Origin of the sequence: Micromonospora sp. NPDC057141 (assembly GCF_042670805.1) — a bacterium.
GTDB lineage: Bacteria > Actinomycetota > Actinomycetes > Mycobacteriales > Micromonosporaceae > Micromonospora.
This window is the reverse complement of sequence record NZ_JBHUVA010000108.1, coordinates 1-18259: the sequence shown is the minus strand read 5'-3', so window position 1 is coordinate 18259 and position 18259 is coordinate 1. Positions and strand designations below refer to the sequence as shown.

General features: G+C 73.6%; 16 protein-coding genes and 1 tRNA gene. 10 read left to right on the top strand and 7 right to left on the bottom strand.

All coding sequences use genetic code 11. The annotated features are described in order from the left end of the window. Positions 1 to 138 precede the first annotated feature (138 nt). The 3 genes from ACFT41_RS29990 to ACFT41_RS29980 all read right to left on the bottom strand — a co-directional run bounded on the left by ACFT41_RS29990 (position 139) and on the right by ACFT41_RS29980 (position 3145). Positions 139 to 1470 (bottom strand): ABC1 kinase family protein, encoded by a 1332-nt coding sequence (locus tag ACFT41_RS29990; protein ID WP_377614066.1) that lies wholly within the window; start codon positions 1468 to 1470, stop codon positions 139 to 141. A 230-nt stretch (positions 1471 to 1700) separates the two neighbouring features. Next, a complete protein-coding gene (locus ACFT41_RS29985) occupies positions 1701 to 2753 on the bottom strand; it encodes a hypothetical protein (RefSeq protein WP_377589105.1) in 1053 nt (350 codons plus the stop codon). A gap of 224 nt (positions 2754 to 2977) precedes the next feature. After that, a complete protein-coding gene (locus ACFT41_RS29980) occupies positions 2978 to 3145 on the bottom strand; it encodes a DUF5679 domain-containing protein (protein WP_007464795.1) in 168 nt (55 codons plus the stop codon). Positions 3146 to 3658: 513 nt separating this feature from the next. On the opposite strand from ACFT41_RS29980, the gene ACFT41_RS29975 reads away from it, so the two are divergent. Together ACFT41_RS29975 and ACFT41_RS29970 are read left to right on the top strand one after the other, a co-directional pair. After that, positions 3659 to 4189, top strand: coding sequence for a M48 family metallopeptidase (locus tag ACFT41_RS29975; RefSeq protein WP_377589102.1), 531 nt, complete (start codon positions 3659 to 3661; stop codon positions 4187 to 4189). A 155-nt stretch (positions 4190 to 4344) separates the two neighbouring features. Beyond that, the gene (locus tag ACFT41_RS29970) at positions 4345 to 4956 is read left to right on the top strand and encodes a hypothetical protein (protein WP_377589101.1); all 612 of its coding nucleotides are present in this window, start codon (positions 4345 to 4347) and stop codon (positions 4954 to 4956) included. Positions 4957 to 5071: 115 nt separating this feature from the next. Here the strand turns inward: ACFT41_RS29970 and ACFT41_RS29965 are convergent, their stop codons facing one another. Next, positions 5072 to 6289: a zinc-dependent metalloprotease gene (locus tag ACFT41_RS29965; protein WP_377589100.1), complete on the bottom strand. Its 1218-nt coding sequence runs from the start codon at positions 6287 to 6289 to the stop codon at positions 5072 to 5074. Between the two features lie 181 nt (positions 6290 to 6470). On the opposite strand from ACFT41_RS29965, the gene ACFT41_RS29960 reads away from it, so the two are divergent. The 4 genes from ACFT41_RS29960 (at position 6471) to ACFT41_RS29945 (ending at position 11209) form a co-directional block, all read left to right on the top strand. Next, the gene (locus ACFT41_RS29960; RefSeq protein WP_377589099.1) at positions 6471 to 7484 is read left to right on the top strand and encodes a PDZ domain-containing protein; all 1014 of its coding nucleotides are present in this window, start codon (positions 6471 to 6473) and stop codon (positions 7482 to 7484) included. Positions 7485 to 7593: 109 nt separating this feature from the next. Beyond that, positions 7594 to 10581, top strand: coding sequence for a UPF0182 family protein (locus ACFT41_RS29955; protein WP_377589098.1), 2988 nt, complete (start codon positions 7594 to 7596; stop codon positions 10579 to 10581). A 72-nt stretch (positions 10582 to 10653) separates the two neighbouring features. After that, positions 10654 to 10727 (top strand) — tRNA-Met (locus ACFT41_RS29950). A gap of 233 nt (positions 10728 to 10960) precedes the next feature. Beyond that, on the top strand, positions 10961 to 11209 hold the full coding sequence (locus ACFT41_RS29945) for a hypothetical protein (protein WP_377589097.1): 249 nt from the start codon (positions 10961 to 10963) through the stop codon (positions 11207 to 11209). A gap of 43 nt (positions 11210 to 11252) precedes the next feature. Here the strand turns inward: ACFT41_RS29945 and ACFT41_RS29940 are convergent, their stop codons facing one another. Continuing rightward, positions 11253 to 12584: an ABC transporter substrate-binding protein gene (locus tag ACFT41_RS29940; RefSeq protein ID WP_377589096.1), complete on the bottom strand. Its 1332-nt coding sequence runs from the start codon at positions 12582 to 12584 to the stop codon at positions 11253 to 11255. Positions 12585 to 12712: 128 nt separating this feature from the next. Between ACFT41_RS29940 and ACFT41_RS29935 the strand changes: the two genes are divergently transcribed. Then, positions 12713 to 13546 (top strand): phosphoribosylaminoimidazolesuccinocarboxamide synthase, encoded by an 834-nt coding sequence (locus tag ACFT41_RS29935; RefSeq protein WP_377589095.1) that lies wholly within the window; start codon positions 12713 to 12715, stop codon positions 13544 to 13546. Positions 13547 to 13593: 47 nt separating this feature from the next. Here the strand turns inward: ACFT41_RS29935 and glpK are convergent, their stop codons facing one another. Next, on the bottom strand, positions 13594 to 15081 hold the full coding sequence (gene glpK, locus ACFT41_RS29930) for a glycerol kinase GlpK (protein WP_377589094.1): 1488 nt from the start codon (positions 15079 to 15081) through the stop codon (positions 13594 to 13596). A 63-nt stretch (positions 15082 to 15144) separates the two neighbouring features. Here glpK and ACFT41_RS29925 point away from each other — a divergent pair, with 63 nt between their 5' ends. Continuing rightward, a complete protein-coding gene (locus ACFT41_RS29925) occupies positions 15145 to 16083 on the top strand; it encodes a ribose-phosphate diphosphokinase (RefSeq protein WP_377589093.1) in 939 nt (312 codons plus the stop codon). An 8-nt stretch (positions 16084 to 16091) separates the two neighbouring features. Here the strand turns inward: ACFT41_RS29925 and ACFT41_RS29920 are convergent, their stop codons facing one another. Continuing rightward, a complete protein-coding gene (locus tag ACFT41_RS29920; protein ID WP_377589092.1) occupies positions 16092 to 16586 on the bottom strand; it encodes an ATP-binding protein in 495 nt (164 codons plus the stop codon). 9 nt (positions 16587 to 16595) lie between these two features. Between ACFT41_RS29920 and macS the strand changes: the two genes are divergently transcribed. Further along, positions 16596 to 17729: a MacS family sensor histidine kinase gene (macS, locus tag ACFT41_RS29915; protein ID WP_377589091.1), complete on the top strand. Its 1134-nt coding sequence runs from the start codon at positions 16596 to 16598 to the stop codon at positions 17727 to 17729. A gap of 95 nt (positions 17730 to 17824) precedes the next feature. Then, on the top strand, positions 17825 to 18259 hold a 435-nt coding region (locus ACFT41_RS29910; RefSeq protein ID WP_377614067.1), incomplete at its 3' end, for a response regulator transcription factor.

Here is an 18259-nt window from a genome sequence, read left to right as displayed (position 1 = left end):
ATAAGATACCGCCGCCCGTACCGGCGCGATGAGAAGCCGCAACCAGTCGGCACGCGACCTGGGCTACAGCTACCCGAACACCACACCCGCGGGGGGGGTCGGCCCACCGGCCGACCCGCCCCGCGTCGTCGAACCGGGTCAGCCCACCGGGGCGAAGCCCGGCAGCCAGCGCTCCAGGATCGACCGGTACGGCGCCTTCGCCTCCAGTTGGCACAGCACCCCGATCGAGCCGAGCGTCACCCGGTGGATCAGCAGGTACGACGGTGGCAGGTTGAGCTGCCGGCTGAGTTGGTACGCGGGCGAGCGCGGGCTGGCCAACCGGGTCGCCTCGGCCCGCAGCCAGGCCCGGGTGAACCGGAACTCCTCGTCGGCCACCGGGTCCAGCATGGGCCGGATGAAGTCGAGCACGGCCTGGGCGTCGATCTGCTCGGTCGGGCTGACGAAGCCCTCCTCGCGCAGCCCGTCGACCACCGCATCCGCCTCGCCGCGCAGCACCAGCCCGGCCAGCCGGCCGATCGGCTCGGGCGTGCCCTCCGGCATCCGGGCCACCGCGCCGAAGTCGATGACGCCGAGCCGGCCGTCGGGCAGGATCCGGAAGTTACCCGGGTGCGGGTCGGCGTGCAGCAGGCCGGCCCGCGCCGGCGCGGACAGGTGCAGGATCGCCATGAGCCGGCCGGCCTCGTCGCGCTGCTCCTCGCTGCCCTCGCGGATGATCTCGGCGAGCGGGGTGCCCTCGATCCACTCGGTGACCAGCACCCGGGGGGTGGCCGTGAGCACCGCCGGAATGAAGATCTCGTCGTCGTCGGCGTACGCGGCGGCGAAGGCGCGCTGGGACTCGGCCTCCAGCTCGTAGTCCAGCTCCTCGGTGATCCGTTCCCGCAGCTCGACCAGGAGCGGCTTGACGTCCAGCCCCGGCTGGATCGCCCGGAACATGCCGCCCAGCCGGGAGAGCTGCTTGAGGTCGGCCAGCAGCGCGTCTCCGGCCCCCGGGTATTGGATCTTGACGGCCACGTCCCGGGGCGCGCCACCGTCCGGGTCCCGCCACACGGCCCGGTGCACCTGACCGATGCTGGCCGCGGCGGCCGGGGTGTCGTCGAAGGAGACGAAGCGCTCCCGCCACGCCGGGCCGAGCTGTTCGGCGAGCACCCTGTGCACGGTGGCCGCAGGCAACGGCGGGGCGGCCTCCTGGAGCTTGGTGAGGGCCTGCCGGTAGGGGGCGGCGATCTCCTCGGGCAGGGCCGCCTCGAAGACCGACAGCGCCTGGCCGAACTTCATCGCCCCGCCTTTGAGCTGGCCCAGCACGCTGAAAAGCTGCTCTGCGGTGCGTTGCTGGATCTCGGCGGAGATCACGTCGGACGCCAGCCCGGTGACGCGCTTGCCCATGCCGAGGACGGTCCGGCCGGCGAAGCCGAGCGGCAGAGCGGCGAGCTTGGCGGTCCGGGACACGGCCCGGCGCGGGATGTCGGTCACCCGGCCATTGTTACCGACTCGGCGGCCCCGCGGCTGCTCCGCTGCCGGGCCGGGGCCGCCCGCCCCCGGATCGTGGTCGCTCGCGCCCGGATCGTGGTCGCTCGCGCCCGGATCGTGGTCGTCCGCGCCGCCGCCCGGAAGGTCCGCGCGGTCGGCTGGCGGGTGGGCCCGGCGCAGCGGCGCGGCGGGTGGGGCGGCGCGGCGGGTGGGGCGGCCGGAACCGGGGTCGCTCACCGGTTCGGCCCGGCGCAGCGGCACGACGGGTGGGGCGGCCACATCCGCCGGCGCAGCCGGCCCGGCCCGGCGATCTCCACGGCGCAGCCGAGGGTCTCCGGGGTGCCGCCGTCGAGGTGGGCCAGCGCCTCGGCTGCGGCGAACCCGGCTGCGGCGAGCAGCGTCGCCGCGCTGCAGGCCTGGTCCGGGGTGTCGGTGGCGAGTTGGGCGGCGAGCGCCGGCCAGCCCGGGTCCCGGTCCGTCCGGTGCAGGTCGACACAGCGCAGGCAGGGCCCGATCGGCGGGCGGACCAGCGGCCCGACCGTGAGCACCCCCTCGCGGAGGCCGAGCAGCAGGTGCGGCTGACGACGCTGGGCGAAACCGGCCGCGACCAGGGCCGCCGGCCGGTCGAGGCCGAACTGGAGCACGAGATCGGGTCGCCCGCCGCGTAGCGGGCGGGTGGCGGTGCCGGGGGCGACCCGGTCCACCGCGTCGCGTACAGCGGCGGCGAGCGGCCGGCCCAGGTCGGCGGCGGCGAGGCCCGTGCCGACCAGGTCGGCCGGGCACACCGGCCCGGTCAGGTCCGGGCGCACGTGCCCGACCCCGGCCTGGGCGAGCGCGACGGCGACCGGCGCGCCGAGCCGGCCGCCGCCGGTGACCAGCACCCGTGCGGCCCGGCGTCGCCGCAGCACCTGGGCCGGTGTGCCGGGCAGCGCGGGCGCGGCGAGGGCCAGTGCCCCGGCCTCCGCGGTGAGCTGCCGCCGCGCCGGGCCGGCGAGGTCGCGGGGGAGCAGTGTGTGCGCGGGTACGACCAGCCCGGCGGCGCGCAGCGCGTCGACGAGCCCGCGCGCCTCGTCCCGTGGCACGTCTGCCCCGGCGGCGTGCGCGAGGACGAGGCGTTCGCTGCGGGTGCCGTCGAGCAGGTCGAGCACCCGGACGGCGCGGGGGTTGGCCACCTCGACGAGGACGGCCCGGCCCGGCTCCAGCCCGAGCTGGAGGGTGTGCCGGTCCCGCCAGAGGCGGGTCAGGCCGGGCAGCAGGGTGGGCCGGGGCAGCGGATCACGGGTCATGACGACGAATCGTGACCGAGTCCGCGCTTTCCGTCGATCGTTGTCCACAGGTGCGCATCGCCCTACGCAGGGTTGTCCACAGGAAGCGGCGGGTTATCCACAACCAGCCGGTAACCGTGTCGGCCACCCGACACCACGGACGCGCCCGGTGAGCGACCGTGCCGGGGGAAACGACGGGGGAGGACGGCCGACGGCCGCCCTCCCCCGTGCCGGACCCGAACGGGTCAGACCTTCGCCTTGCCCAGGATGCGGTTCACTGTTGTGCCGCACACCGGACACTTGCCCTTGGCCATGTTCATCCCGGTCTTCGAGACCTCGACGTGCCCCTCGAAGTCCCGCTTCTCCTTGCACTTGACGCAGTAACCGTTGTAGGTCTGGGCCTGGTCGGCCACGGTGCCCTCCTCGTCTCGTCCGCCGGTCAATCCGGTCCCGGCGGGTTGCCCGGCGGCGGGCCACGTGGGGCGCCGGCGCTGGGGCTTCTCCACGGCCACCCTCGTGACCGCTGGTCCGCGGACCCTACCCAGGTGCGGGTAGTTCCATGTCAGCTGTGCTTCGACACTGTGAGCAAGTCGACGTCGAGAGTGTGCATGCCGAATTAGGTCGGATAAGTCAGTTTCGCGGGGACACGCCGGGTGAACCCACTCAGATCGCCCGAGAGGTGGCCCCGGGCGGGCGGCCGGCGGCGTGATCACATACCGTGGGGAGGAGCCGCGCGCCGCCCCGATGCGGGCACCACGAACCGTGACGGAGCCCCTCCGTGACGGTCAGCAAGGATTTTTTTCGGGACTCCTGGTTACCAACCATGACTTTCCGGGCGCGTGTCGTGGGGTTGACTCTTGCGGACCCCTGGTCAGTACCCATTAGCTTTCCTTCGTGACAGCAATCCAAGGCTGCGCGGCCCGCTGATGGCAGGGGCGCGGAAGCCGGTCGTCGAAGTGCGGCGCAGCCAGCGCCGGCGACGCACGGTGTCCGCCTACCGCGACGGCGAGCGGGTCGTGGTGCTGATCCCCGACCAGTTCTCCCGGGCCGAGGAGACCGAGTGGGTCGACCGCATGCTGGCCCGGTTGGCGGCCCGCGAGGGGCGGCTGATCCGCACCGACGACGAGCTGTTCGGCCGCGCCACCCGGCTGCGCGGCCTCTACCTCGCCGAGTACGGCGACCAGGCGGTCCCGGTGAGCGTCCGCTGGGTGACCAACCAGAACGGCCGGTGGGGCTCCTGCACCCCAGCCGACCGCACCATCCGCATCTCGCACCGCATCCAGGACATGCCCGACTGGGTGATCGACTACGTGCTGCTGCACGAGCTGGCCCACCTCATCGTGCCCAGCCACAACGCCCGGTTCTGGGCACTGGTCGGGCGCTACCCGAAGGCCGAGCGCGCCCGTGGTTACCTGGAGGGCGTCGCCGCGGCCTCCGGCGCCCCCCTGGGCGACTGACCCCACCCCAGCTCGCGCCGATCTTACAGTTGGGGCCCCGGCGAAAGGCGTGAAACGGACTTCCGGGGGGACGAAAGTGCAAGATCGGCGAGTGGGGAGGAGGTGGGCGGGGCCGGGGGTCGGGCCTCGGCACCGGACTCGTCTAGGGTCGGCGCGTGGCCCGACGTGTGGTGGTGGCGTTGCTCGGCCCGGTGGCGTGGACGCCCCCGGGGATCGACCCGGCGGTCTGGCGGGCCGCGCTCGCCGAGGACGTGGTGGACCTGCTCGCCACCCTCCAGGAGGTGGAGACCGCGATCGCGGCCGTCCCGGCCGACCGCACCCTGGCCGAGTCCGTCGTCTGGCCCGGCATGGCCGTGCACGAGGTGTCCGCCGCCACCGGCACCGCCGTCCTCACCGCGCTGACCGGAGCCGGGTACGACGAGGCTGCCGTCGTCGCCGCCGACGCCCCGGACCTGCCCGGCCTGACCGTCGGCAAGCTGCTCCGCCCGCTGACCACCCGGCCGGTGGCCCTCGCCCCGGTCGAGGGCTCCGGCACCGGCCTGCTCGGCGTCGCGTCCCGGCTGCCCGTGCCGGGGTGGCTGCCCGAGGTCGACCTGGACGCCGCGCACCCGGCCGAGGTGCGCCGGGCCGCCCCGCGTCCCGGCGACGTGGCCGTCACCGCCGCCTGGCGGCGGATGCGCGGCCCGGCCGACCTGGCCGCCCTGGATCCCGCCGTCGAGGGCTGGGAAACCACCCGCGCCCTCCTCTCGGCCCACCCCCGCCCCTGACCACCCACCCCACCCGTCCGCCCACGGTGATCAAGAGCTTTGTGTCACCGTGGAGATCAACTCTGACGTTTTCCTCTTGATCACCAGCGCGGGGCGGGGGCAGGGGGGTGGGGGGTCAGGGGTGTTCGGGGGAGTCGGGGGAGTCGGGGGAGGGCGGGGGTTGCTCCTGTGGGCCGCCGGGGGCGGTGAAGTCGAAGTTGGCCAGCTCGTCGTCGAGGTCGGGCTGTGCCGTGGCGAACGCCACCGGGTCGATGAAGTCGTCGTCCGAGGGGAGCAGGTCCGGGTGACCCCAGACCGCGTCCCGGCCGGCGATGCCCCGGTGCTCGGTCAGCGCCGCCCACAGGGCGGCCGCCTCGCGCAGCCGACGCGGCCGCAGCTCCAGCCCGACCAACGCGGCGAACGTCTGCTCGGCCGGCCCGCCGGCCGCCCGCCGGCGGCGGAACGCCTCGCCGAGGCGTACGACGTTGGGCAGGCGCTCACCGGCGGCGTCGTCCACCACGTGGCAGACCCAGCCCTCCACCAGGGCGAGCGCGGTCTCCAGCCGGGCCAGCGACGCCTTCTGCGCCGGGGTGTCCTCCGGGGTGAAGATGCCCTCCAGGGCGATCGTCTGCATCGACTCCGGGTCGGTCGGGTCGACCCGGCCCATCGCCTCCTCGATCGCCTCCCGGTTGACCCGGATGCCCGAGGCGTACGTCTCGACGGCGCTGAGCACGTGCCCGCGCAGCCACGGCACGTGCTCGAAGAGCCGCTGGTGGGCCGCCTCGCGCAGGGCCACGTACAGCCGGACCTCGTCCTCGGGCAGCTCCAGGCCCTGGCCGTACACCCGGATGTTGGCCGGGATCAGCGCGGCCGTGCCGGCCGGGCCGAGCGGCAGCCCGATGTCGCCGGCGGAGAGCACCTCGGCGGCGAGCGAGCCGAGTGCCTGCCCGAGTTGCCCGCCGAAGAGCGCGCCGCCCAGGGTCGCCACCATCGACTGCATCGGGCCGAGCTGGGCGCGGGCCTCCGGCGGCACCAGGTCACCCATCGCACCGACCATCCGGCTGGCCACCGGGTCGCACAGCTTGCGCCAGACGTCGAGCGTCTTGTAGATCCACTCGTTGCGGTTCCAGGCCACCGAGGTGCGGATGCCCGTCGGCCAGGCGGTGGCCGGCTCCAGCCAGAGGTCGGCCAGGCGCAGCGCCTCCTCGACCGCGTGGCGCTCGTACGGTGAGGCCGCCGGGTCTCCGGTGGCGGCGAGCTGACTGGCGGCCACCTGCCGGGCCAGGTCCCAGTTGACCGGTCCGCCGCCCTGCGCCGAGAGCAGGTGCTGCAACTGCGACATGAACTGCTGCATCGCCGCGGGATCGTTGGGGTCTGGTGGTTGCCCACCCGGGAGCGCGAAACCGAACGGAATATCAGGCACGACGTCTACGGTACGCGGGCTGCGCCCCAGGTAGCCGCCACCGGCGTTGCGCTGAGGGCGAAGTCCCCGTCACCGTCGGGGGCCCGCCCGCAGGCTCGGTACGCTCACCGCCATGAGACGTCGCGGCGTGACCGTCCTGTTGGGTGCCCTGCTGACCGCCCTGCTCAGCTTCGGCGTGCTCAACGCGCCCATCCCGTACGTGGTGCTCGGCCCCGGCCCGACGGTCAACACGCTCGGCACCGTGGACGGCAAGGAGGTCATCCAGGTGACCGGGCGGGCGACGTCCACCTCCGCCGGCCAGCTGCGGCTGACCACGGTCGGCGTGCAGCCCACCGTGCGGCTGCGCTCCGCATTGGCCGGCTGGTTCTCCGCCGACGAGGCGGTGGTGCCGCGCGAGCTGGTCTACCCGCCGGGGGAGACCCAGCAGGAGGTCGAGCAGCGCAACGAGGAGGACTTCCGCAACTCCCAGACCAGCGCCGAGACCGCCGCGCTGCGGGAGCTGGGATTCCCCGTCCAGGTGCTGGTCAAGACCGTGACGGCGGGCGGCCCGTCGGACGGGGTGCTCAAGCCCGGTGATGTCGTCACCTCGGTCGACGGCACGCCGGTCACCAGCGCGGCCCGGCTCACCGAGCTGATCCGCGCCGAGCCGGCCGGCACCGGCCTGACCGTCGGCTACACCCGCGGCGGGGCCGCCGCCACGGCCCGGATCACCAGCCGGGAGTCCGACGGCCGGCCGCGCATCGGGGTCGAGATCGACCAGCAGCAGCCGCACCCGTTCACCCTCTCCATCGACCTGGGCGACATCGGCGGGCCGAGCGCCGGCCTGATGTTCGCCCTGGGCATCGTGGACAAGTTGGAGCCGGCCGACCTCACCGGCGGGGTCGTCATCGCGGGCACCGGCACCATCGACGACGAGGGCCGGGTGGGCCCGATCGGCGGGATCGCCCAGAAGCTGGTCGGCGCGAAGGACTCCGGGGCGAAGGTGTTCCTGGTGCCCGAGGCGAACTGCGCGGAGGCGGTGCGTAACCCGCAGCCCGACCTGCCGCTGCTCAGGGTGGGGTCGCTGGACGACGCGCTCACCGCCCTGGAGACCCTCCGCGCCGGAGGTCAGCCCACCCGCTGCTGACCGACGCGCCCGCCCGGCGTGACCGTGGGCCGACACTCTCAGGAACACCCCGTACTCTGGGTGCCTGGTCGGAGCCGATCACATCGAGCGTGCGGAGCCAACAGTGGTCATGCGTAGCAGCCCCCTGCCGAGGATGAGCCGGCGCGGACGCGTCACCATCGGCGTTCTGGTCGGGGTGTTCGTCCTCTTCACCCTCCTCGGTTGGGGGGTGCAGGCGTGGACGGACTGGCTCTGGTTCGACGAGGTGAGATACACACAGGTCTTCACCGGCGTGCTGGCCACCCGGCTGCTGCTCTTCCTGGTCGTCGGTCTCGCGATGGCGCTGATCGTCGGCGGCAACCTGTGGCTGGCGCACCGGCTGCGCCCGAAGCTGCGGCCGCACTCGCTGGAGCAGGCCACCCTGGAACGCTACCGGATGGTGCTCGGCCCCCGGCTCGGCCTGTGGATCAGCCTGGTCGCCCTGGTGGTCGGCCTGTTCGCCGGGCTGTCGGCGCAGAGCCGGTGGAACCAGTGGCTGCTGTTCCGCAACGGCGGCGACTTCGGCGTCAAGGACCCGGAGTTCGGCGTCGACGTCGGCTTCTACGTCTTCCAGCTGCCGTTCTGGCGCTACCTGCTGGGCATCGGCTTCACGGCGGTGGTGCTGGCCCTGCTCGGCGCGCTGGCGGTGCACTACATCTTCGGCGGCGTGCGTCTGCAGGGCGTCGGGGACCGGATGACCAACGCCGCGCGGGCCCACCTGAGCACGCTCGTCGCGGTCTTCGTCCTGCTCAAGGCCATCGCGTACGTGCTGGACCGGCGCACCATGCTGCTGGAGTACAACGAGGGCGCGAAGCTCTATGGCGCCGGGTACGCCGACATCAACGCGCTGCTGCCGGCCAAGGAGATCCTCGCCTACATCTCGGTCGTGGTCGCCATCGCGATCATCGTCTTCTCCAACGCGGTGATGCGGAACCTGGTGTGGCCGGGCATCTCGCTGGCCCTGCTCGGCGTCTCCGCCGTCGCCATCGGCGGCATCTACCCGTGGGCCGTGCAGACCTTCGAGGTCAAGCCGAGCGCCAAGGACAAGGAAGCCCCGTACATCGAGCGCAGCATCGACGCCACCCGGGCCGCGTTCGGGATCGCCGACACGAAGACCCAGCCGTACGCGGCGAGCAACCTGGTGCCGCCAACGAGCCTGGGCACCGACGCCTCCGTGGTGCCGAACGTGCGGCTGCTCGACCCGCAGCTCGTCTCGGAGACGTACACCCAGCTCCAGCAGGTCCGGGGCTTCTACGACTTCGGCCCGAAGCTGGACATCGACCGGTATGCGGTGGGCGGCAAGACCTCCGACTATGTGGTCGGGGTCCGGGAGGTCAACTACGGCGAGCTGACCGACCAGCAGAACAACTGGATCAACCGGCACACCGTCTACACCCACGGCTACGGGCTGGTGGCCGCGCCGGCCAACCAGGTGGTCTGCGGTGGCCAGCCGCTCTTCGTCTCCGGCTTCCTCGGCGAGAAGACCCAGGAGGCGTGCTCCGCGCAGACCGAGCAGATCCCCGCCACCCAGCCGCGCATCTACTACGGCGAGCGGATGGAGCCCGACGACTACGCGATCGTCGGCCAGGCGAGCCCGGAGCGCAACGCCGAGTTCGACCGGCCGACCCAGACCGGCGGCGAGCAGTACTACACCTACACCGGCGAGGGTGGCGTCGAGATCGGCTCGTTCAGCCGCCGGCTGCTCTACGCCATCAAGGAGCAGGAGTCGAACTTCCTGCTCTCCGAGGCGGTCAACGACAACTCGAAGCTGCTGTACGTGCGTAACCCCCGGGACCGGGTGGAGAAGGTCGCGCCGTTCCTCACCCTCGACGGTGACCCGTACCCGGCGGTGGTCGGTGGCCGGGTGCAGTGGATCGTCGACGGCTACACCACGGCCGCGACCTACCCGTACGCGGAGCGGGTCAACCTCCAGTCGGAGACCACCGACGAGCTGACCGGCCGGGGCACCTTCCAGCTCGCCAGGGAGAACGTCAACTACATCCGCAACTCCGTCAAGGCCACGGTCGACGCGTACGACGGCACGGTCCGGCTGTACGAGTTCGACCAGACCGACCCGGTGCTCAAGGCGTGGAACAAGGCGTTCGGCGGGGACCTGGTGCTGCCGAACGACAAGATCCCGGCCGAGCTGCGGGAGCACTTCCGGTACCCGGCGGACCTGTTCAAGGTGCAGCGCAACCTGCTGACCAAGTTCCACGTCACCGACCCGGGCGACTTCTACTCGGCGCAGGACTTCTGGCAGGTGCCGAACGTGCCGGACAACCCGGACGGCGGGCAGAAGCAGCCGCCGTACTACCTGTGGACCCAGTTCCCGGGGCAGAGCGCGCCGCGCTTCCAGCTCACCTCCGCGGTCACCCCGAACGGCCGGCAGAACCTCGCCGCGTTGATCTCCGGCTCGTACGTCGACGGCAAGCCGCAGCTGGAGGTGCTGGAGCTGCCGGACCAGACCCGGATCTCCGGGCCGGTGCAGGTGCACCAGCAGATGACCAACAACGCCAACATCCGGCAGCAGCTGAACCTGCTCTCCTCCAACCAGGCCCAGGTGCAGTACGGCAATCTGCTGTCGCTGCCGTTCGGCGACGGGATGTTGTACGTCGAGCCGGTCTACGTCAAGAGCAACCAGCAGGACGCGTATCCGCTGTTGCAGAAGGTGCTGCTCTCCTACGGCGACGGCGGCTCGTACGTGGTGCTGGCCAACAACCTGACCGACGGCATCAAGCAGCTCGTCGAGCAGGGCAAGCAGGCCGCCGAGGGTGAGACCCCGCCCCCTACCAGCGGCACCCCGCCGTCGGGCGACGGGAGCGGTGCCCCGCCGCTGACCGGCGAACTGGCCGAGGCGGCGAGCAAGGTGCAGGCGGCGATCGCCGAGGTCAAGGCCGCGCAGACGTCCGGTGATTTCGAGCGGTACGGCCGGGCGCTCAAGGCCCTGGACGAGGCGATGACGGCGTTCCAGCAGGCCCAGCAGGCGGCCAGCCCGGCCTCGCCGTCGGCGTCGCCGTCCGCCTCGCCGAGCGGCGGCCCCGCCCCGTCCCCGTCCCCGTCGGTGTCGGCGGGGGGCTGACCAGCGGTTTCGCCCCGGCGCGCGGGCCGTTTTGCGGCCCGTGGGGGTGGTGCGTTAGGGTTAACGAGCCGACGCGGGGTGGAGCAGCTCGGTAGCTCGCTGGGCTCATAACCCAGAGGTCGCAGGTTCAAATCCTGTCCCCGCTACTCGTTCGGAAAGGCCCCGGAGTTCGCTCCGGGGCCTTTCACCTTTCCGGCCTACGTGACGATCCCGGCCTGCGCCGTTGGACCTCGTCCCGCGCCGGGGCCCCCGCGACGAGGTGGAGCGCATGGTCGGATTTCGTCCCGCGCCGTTGGCCTCGTCCGTGGGGCGTCTCGTTCCCGGTGAAATCCCGGCCGTCCCGCGTGCCCCGCTTGCGCACCTCGGCGAGGATGGGGCCATGTCTTCGTGGAGCAAGTGGTGGGGCCGGCTCAGCGCGGTCCTCGGTGCGGTCGTGCTGTCGGTCTTCGTCCCGGTCGCGGCCTGGGCGTCCACCGGCACGGGGGAACTCGTGGTGGAGGCCGCCAGGCGGCGGTCCCGCGGCGGCGTCGGCTTTCTCGGGCTGCTGTGCTGCCTGGTCGTCGTCGGCGGGATCGTCCTGCTGGTGCTGCTGCTCATGCGCAATCGGCGCAACCGCCCGCCGCGCTGACCCATCCGTCGGGGATGCCGGGCGACGGTACGGCCCGGGTGGGTCAGGAGGCCAGGGCGGCCTCGGCCTGGGCGATGAACCGGGTGGTGGCCGCGCGGACGCCGGCCCGGCCGGAGCGGATGCCCTCGGCCGCCTCGACGAGCAGGGTCCGCACCCGGGCGTGCCCCTTCGGCGGCGGGCCGGGTGCGGGGCCGAGTTGACCGGCCAGGGTCTCCGCGAGGGCGGCGGCGGCCTGCTGCCCCGGGTCGGCCAGGTTCTCCCGCACGTACCGGCGGACGGCGAGGTTCGGGTTGACCCCGCGTTCGTGGCCGAGGGCCAGGCCGGCCTCCATGTTGTTGGTGAGGAAGTGGATCACGTCGGCCACCACGGCGGGGTGCCGGGTGCCCCGGAAACCCGCCCAGTACATCGAGGCCCGCGGCCACTGCGCCGCCGGTGGCCCGGGGAACGCCGCCAGCGCCAGCTCGTCCCGGGTCTGGCGCCGGAACTCGGGAAACTGGTGGGCCCAGGCGAACGACGCGGCCGTGTGGCCGGTGACCACCAGTTGCCGGGTCGGCTCGCCGTCGTCGGCCTGGTCCACCAGGGCGGCGCTCGGGATGGCCCGCCGGGCCCGCGCGTTCTGCCACAGCTCGAACCAGTCGACCAGCTCGCTCGTGCCGAAGCCGAGCTGCCGGCCCTGGTACAGCTCGCCGCCCTGGGACCGCAGCCACAGCCAGAGCGCCCGGTGGTCCCCGGACGGGTCCATCGTGCCGGACACCCGGCCGTCGGCGGCCCGGGTGACCCGCGCCGCCCAGTCGACGTACGCGGGCCAGGACATGCCGGTGCGGGGCTCGGCGACGCCGAGCCGGCGCAGCAGGCTGCGGTTGTAGACGAGGGCAGCGCTGGTCTGGGCGGCGGCGACTGCCACGGTGCGGCCGTCCACCTCGCCGTAGCGGGCCAGGCCGGGTGGGAGCCCTCGCAGGTCGAGCCGCTGGCCGGCGACGTACCCGTCGAGGTCGAGCAGGATCTCCCTGCGGGCGTACTCGGCGAGGACGGTGTCGTCGACCTGGATCAGGTCCGGCACGTTGCCGCCGGCGGCCTGGGTGGCCAGCCGGTCGTAGTAGCCGGGCAGGCCCTGCCAGGTCACCCGGAAGCTCACCTGGTTGTTGCCGGCGGAGTAGAGCCGTAGTGCCTTCTCGGTCAGCTCGGCGCGGGCGGCGGTGCCGTACCAGAAGACCGAGAGCTCGACCGGCCCGTCGTCGACCGGCCGGTCCTCCTCCCGGGTGCCGCAGCCCGTCAGGCCGGCCGCCGCGAACGGTGCCCCGAGCAGCGACCCGAGCAGCCGCCGGCGGCCCGGGTTCGGACCGGTGCGGGCCAGTGCGGTACGGGGGTCGGGCACGGGTGCTCCTGGTCTTCCGGCATGGGGTCGGATCATTTACACAGCCGGGGCGGGCAGGTGTCAACGGCCGTCCGTCCGACGGGTGGCCGTCCCCGGGCGTCCCACCGGCCCGTGGTGTACTAGGGCGCGTGGAACTTCTGCATTCGGGCAAGGTCCGGGACGTCTACGCCGACGGCGACGACCTGATCCTGGTCGCCTCCGACCGGATCTCGATCTACGACGTGGTGCTGCCGACGCCGGTCCCGGACAAGGGCCGCCTGCTCACCTCGCTGTCCCTGTGGTGGTTCGAGCAGCTCGCCGACCTGGTGCCGAACCACGTCGTCTCCGCCACCGACGTGCCGGCCGAGTTCACCGGCCGGGCGATCCGCTGCCGGCGGCTGGAAATGGTCCCGGTCGAGTGCGTCGCGCGGGGCTACCTGACCGGCGGTGGCCTCGCCGAATACGAGCGCACCGGCGCGGTTTCCGGCGTCCGGCTGCCCCGGGGCCTGGTCGAGGCGTCGATCCTGCCCGAGCCGATCTTCACCCCGTCGACGAAGGCACCCAAGGGCGAGCACGACGAGCCGATCACCTACCAGCAGGTGGTGGACAAGGTCGGCGCGGAGACCGCCGAGCGGCTGCGGCAGATCACCCTCGACATCTACTGCCGGGGCGCGGAGCTGGCCGCCGACCGGGGCATCCTGGTCGCCGACACCAAGATCGAGCTGGGCTGGGCGGCGGACGGCACCCTCGTCCTCGGCGACGAGGTGCTCACGTCCGACTCGTCGCGGTTCTGGCCGGCCGAGTCGTACCAGCCGGGCCGGACCCAGTTCTCCTACGACAAGCAGTACGTCCGGGACTGGGCGACCGGCGGCGGCTGGGACAAGCGGCCCCCGGCCCCCGAGGTGCCCGCCGAAGTGATCGAGGCGACCCGGGCCCGCTACGTCGAGGTCTACGAGAAGCTCACCGGCCGCACCTGGTCCTGACGCCGGTCCGGCGGGCGGGCGCCCGGGCCGGTCCACCCGGCCCCGGTTCAGTCCACCCAGTCGAGGGTGCGCTGCACGGCCTTGCGCCACTGGCGCAGCTCCCGGTCCCGCTCGCCCGGGTCCATCGCGGCGGTCCACTGCGCGTCGGAGCGCCACTGGGCCCGCAGGGTGGCCAGGTCCGGCCAGAAGCCCACGGCGAGGCCCGCCGCGTACGCCGCGCCGAGACAGGTCGTCTCCGTGATCCGGGAGCGGACCACCGGCACGTCCAGCACGTCGGCGAGGAACTGCATCAGCAGGCCGTTAGCGGTCATCCCGCCGTCGACCCGCAGCCGGCGCAGCGCCACGTCGGAGTCGGCGTTCATCGCGTCGACCACCTCGCGGGTCTGCCAGGCCGACGCCTCCAGCGCCGCCCGGGCCAGGTGCCCCTTCGTGATGTAGCCGGTCAGCCCGGCGACCACCCCCCGTGCGTCGCTGCGCCAGTGCGGGGCGAACAGCCCCGAGAACGCCGGCACCACATAGCAGCCGCCGTTGTCGTCGACCGTGCGGGCCAGCTCCTCCACCTCGGCGGCGGTGGAGATCAGGCCGAGGTTGTCCCGCAGCCACTGCACCAGCGACCCGGTGACCGCGATCGCGCCTTCCAGCGCGTACGCGGCGGGCTGCCCCTCGATCCGGTACGCGACCGTGGTCAGCAGCCCGTGCGCCGAGATGACCGGGCTCGCGCCTGTGTTGAGCAGCAGGAAGCTGCCGGTGCCGTACGTGCACTTCGCCTCGCCCGGGCCGAAGCAGGTCTGCCCGAACAGGGCGGCCTGCTGGTCGCCGAGGGCGCTGGCCACCGGCACCCCGGCGAGCGGCCCGTCGGTGGCGGTGCCGTAGACCTCGGCGGAGCTGCGGATCTCGGGGAGCATCGCCGCCGGCACACCGAGCGCGTCGAGCAGCTCCGGATCCCAGTCGAGGGTGTCGAGGCCCATCAGCATGGTGCGGCTCGCGTTGGTCACGTCGGTGACGTGCCGGCCGGTCAGCTTCCAGATCAGCCAGCTGTCCATGGTGCCGAACAGCACCTCGCCCCGCTCGGCCCGCTCGCGCAGCCCGTCGACGTTGTCCAGCAGCCAGCGCAGCTTCGGGCCGGCGAAGTAGGTGGCCAGCCTCAGCCCGGTGCGCTCGCCCAGCCGCTGCTCGCCGTACGCCTCGGCGAGCGCGCGCAGCTGCGGCCCGGTGCGGGTGTCCTGCCAGACGATGGCGTTGGCGACCGGGCGGCCGGTGGCCCGGTCCCAGACGACGGTGGTCTCCCGCTGGTTGGTGATGCCGATGGCCGCCAGCCCTGCCGGGCCGGCGCCGGCCGCGTCCAGCGCCTCGCGGACGACGATCCGGACGTTGTCCCAGATCTCCTCGGCGTCGTGCTCGACCCAGCCCGGCCGGGGGAAGAGCTGCCGGTGCTCGCGCTGGGCCACGGAGACGATCTCTCCGGCCCGGTCGAAGACGAGGCAGCGGGACGAGGTGGTGCCCTGGTCGATGGCGGCGACGTACTCTCCGGTCACCGCAGCACCGTACCCGCCCCGCCGCCGGTGAGTCGCCCACGGACGGCCGTACGATCGGTCAACGTGCGCGACATCGCCGTCTTCAGCGGAACAGCCCATCCCGACCTCGCCGCCGAGATCTGCGCCCACCTCGGGGTGCCCCTGCACCCCACCCGGGTGTCCCGGTTCGCCAACGACTGCCTGGAGGTGCAGTTGCAGGCGAACTGCCGGGAGCGTGACGTCTTCCTGATCCAGCCGTTGGTGCCCCCCGTGCAGGAGCACCTGGTCGAGCTGCTGCTCATGATCGACGCGGCACGGGGCGCGTCGGCGGGCCGGATCACGGTGGTGCTGCCGCACTACGCGTACGCCCGGTCGGACAAGAAGGACGCGCCGCGCATCTCGATCGGCGGCCGGCTGGTCGCGGACCTGCTGACCTCGGCCGGCGCGGACCGGGTGCTGGCGATGACCCTGCACTCGCCGCAGGTGCACGGCTTCTTCAGCGTCCCGGTGGACCACCTGCACGCGCTGCGCGAGCTGGCCGGCCACTTCACCCGGTACGACCTCGGCGACACCGTCGTGGTCTCGCCCGACCTCGGCAACGCCAAGGAGGCCGCCGCCTTCGCCCGGATGCTCGGCACCCCGGTGGCGGCCGGCGCGAAGCAGCGGTTCAGCGACGACCGGGTCACGATCAGCACGGTGATCGGCGAGGTGGCCGACCGGGACGTGATCGTGCTCGACGACGAGATCGCCAAGGGCAGCACGGTGATCGAGCTGATGAGTCACCTGCGCGAGCTGAAGGTCCGCTCGATCCGGCTGGCCTGCACCCACGGGTTGTTCTCCAGCGGGGCGCTGGAGCGGCTCAGCGGGCAGGACGGGGTGTTGGAGATCGTCTGCACCAACACGGTGCCGATCCCGGAGGACAAGCGGGTGCCGAAGCTGAAGGTGCTCTCGGTAGCGCCGGCGCTGGCCGAGGCGATGCGCCGGATCCACAACGGCGAGTCGGTCTCCGCCCTGTTCGGCTGAGCCGGGGGTCAGTCCGGGGTGCGCTCGCGCGCGTCGAGGACCGGATCGAGGGGCGTGCCGATCCGGACCGTGGTGCCGGCCGGGCCGGTCTCGACGTCCATGGCGTCGCTCAGCTCCCGGGCCAGCCAGAGGCCCCAGCCGCCCGCGGTGTCGGGCGCGGGGCGGCTCCGGTCGTCGAGCCGCCGGGAGCTGATCCCCCGCCCGTGGTCGGCGACCTCGCAGACCAGCCGCCCCGGCTGGCGCCACAGCCGCAGCCAGCCTCGCCCGCCGCCGTGCCGTACCGCGTTGGTGAGCAGCTCGTTGATCGCCAGCACGAAGTCGTCCAGCTGCTGCCCGCGCAGCCCGACGGCGTGCGCGCAGGAGGTGACCGAGTGCCGGAGCTCGGTCACCCGGGCCTGGTCGAAGGCTTCGGCGATCAGGAGGGTGGTGTCGATGGGCACCACCGTACGCCGTGTCGGTCGGGGCAGCCATGATCGTCCGCTGTTCCCGGGGGCGTGTGGCATCGTGTCGGGGTGCCGTCGACGTCCGGTGGGTTCGAGGTCCCGCTCTGGCGGGCCGTCGCGGTGTTCCGGTTCGCCGCCCTGGCGTACGTCGGCCTGCTCGTCGCGCGCGATGCCGGCGGGTACGCCCACCCGCTGGTCGCCGGCGCCGTCCTGCTCGTGATGCTCGGCTGGACGGTGACCACCTCCCTCGGCTACGCCCGCCCCGCCCGGCGTGGCTGGCCGCTGCTGGTCGCCGACCTCGCCGTCGTGGTCGGGGTGTTGCTGGTCAGCCCCTGGGCGATCGGCCGGGCGGCCCTCGCGGCCGGCGCGCCGGGCCTCGCGGTGGTGTGGCTGGCCGGGCCGGTGCTCGCCTGGGCGGTCTCCGGCGGCCGGCGGCGCGGCACCGTGGCCGCGCTGGTGGTGTGCGCGGCCGACCTGGCGGCCCGGGACCGGATCGGCCAGTCCACCCTCACCGGCTCGATCCTGCTGCTGCTGGCCGGGGCGGTGGTCGGCCACGTCGCCCGGCTGGCGGTGACCGCCGAGCAGCGGCTGCACCGGGCGGTGGAGCTGGAGGCGGCGACCCGGGAGCGGGAACGGCTGGCCCGGGACATCCACGACTCGGTGCTCCAGGTGCTCGCGCTGGTCCAGCGGCGCGGCGCCCACCTGGACGGGGAGGCCGGCGAGCTGGCCCGGCTGGCGGGGGAGCAGGAGGCCGCCCTGCGCGCCCTGATCGCCGGGGCGTCGCCCCCCGACGACGCCGACCCATCCGGGCCGGGCACCCTTGACCTGCGCGCCCTGCTCGGCCGGTACGCCTCGGCGGCGGTCTCGCTGTCGGCGCCGGCCACCGGGGTCCCGCTGCCCGCGCCGGTGGCGCGGGAACTGGCCGCCGCGACCGGGGCGACGCTGGACAACGTGCGCCGGCACGCGGGGGGCCGGGCCTGGGTGCTGATCGAGGACGAGGGGGAGACGGTGACGGTCTCGGTACGCGACGAGGGCCCGGGCATCCCGGCCGGCCGGCTCGACGAGGCCGCCCGGCAGGGCCGGCTCGGGGTGGCGCAGTCGATCCGGGGCCGCGTCGCCGAGCTCGGCGGCACGGTCCACATCACCTCCACGCCGGGCACCGGCACCGAGGTCGAGCTGACCGTGCCGAGGACGCCCCGGTGAGCGCTGCCGACGCGCCGCCCCCGCCGACCGGGCCACGGCCGCCGGCCATCGGCCCGGACGCGCCCGGCGCGGACGCCGTGCCCGGCGTACGGGTGATGGTGGTGGACGACCACCCGATGTGGCGCGAGGGGGTGGCCCGCGACCTCACCGAGGCCGGTCACCTCGTGGTCGCCACCAGCGGGGAGGGCCGCCAGGCCGTGCGGGTCGCCCCCGCCGCCCGGCCCGACCTGGTGGTGCTCGACCTGCAACTGCCGGACATCTCCGGGGTGGAGGTGATCCGGGGGCTGCGTGCGGCGCTGCCCCAGGTGCGGGTGCTGATGCTCTCGGCCAGCGGGGAACAGCAGAGCGTCCTGGACGCGGTGAAGGCCGGCGCGACCGGCTACCTGGTGAAGTCGGCCGCCCCGGCCGAGTTCCTGGACGCGGTGCGGCGCACCGCCGCCGGTGAGCCGGTCTTCACCCCCGGGCTGGCCGGCCTCGTGCTCGGGGAGTTCCGCCGGCTCGCGGCGGGCGCGGACGGGTCCGCCGCGAGC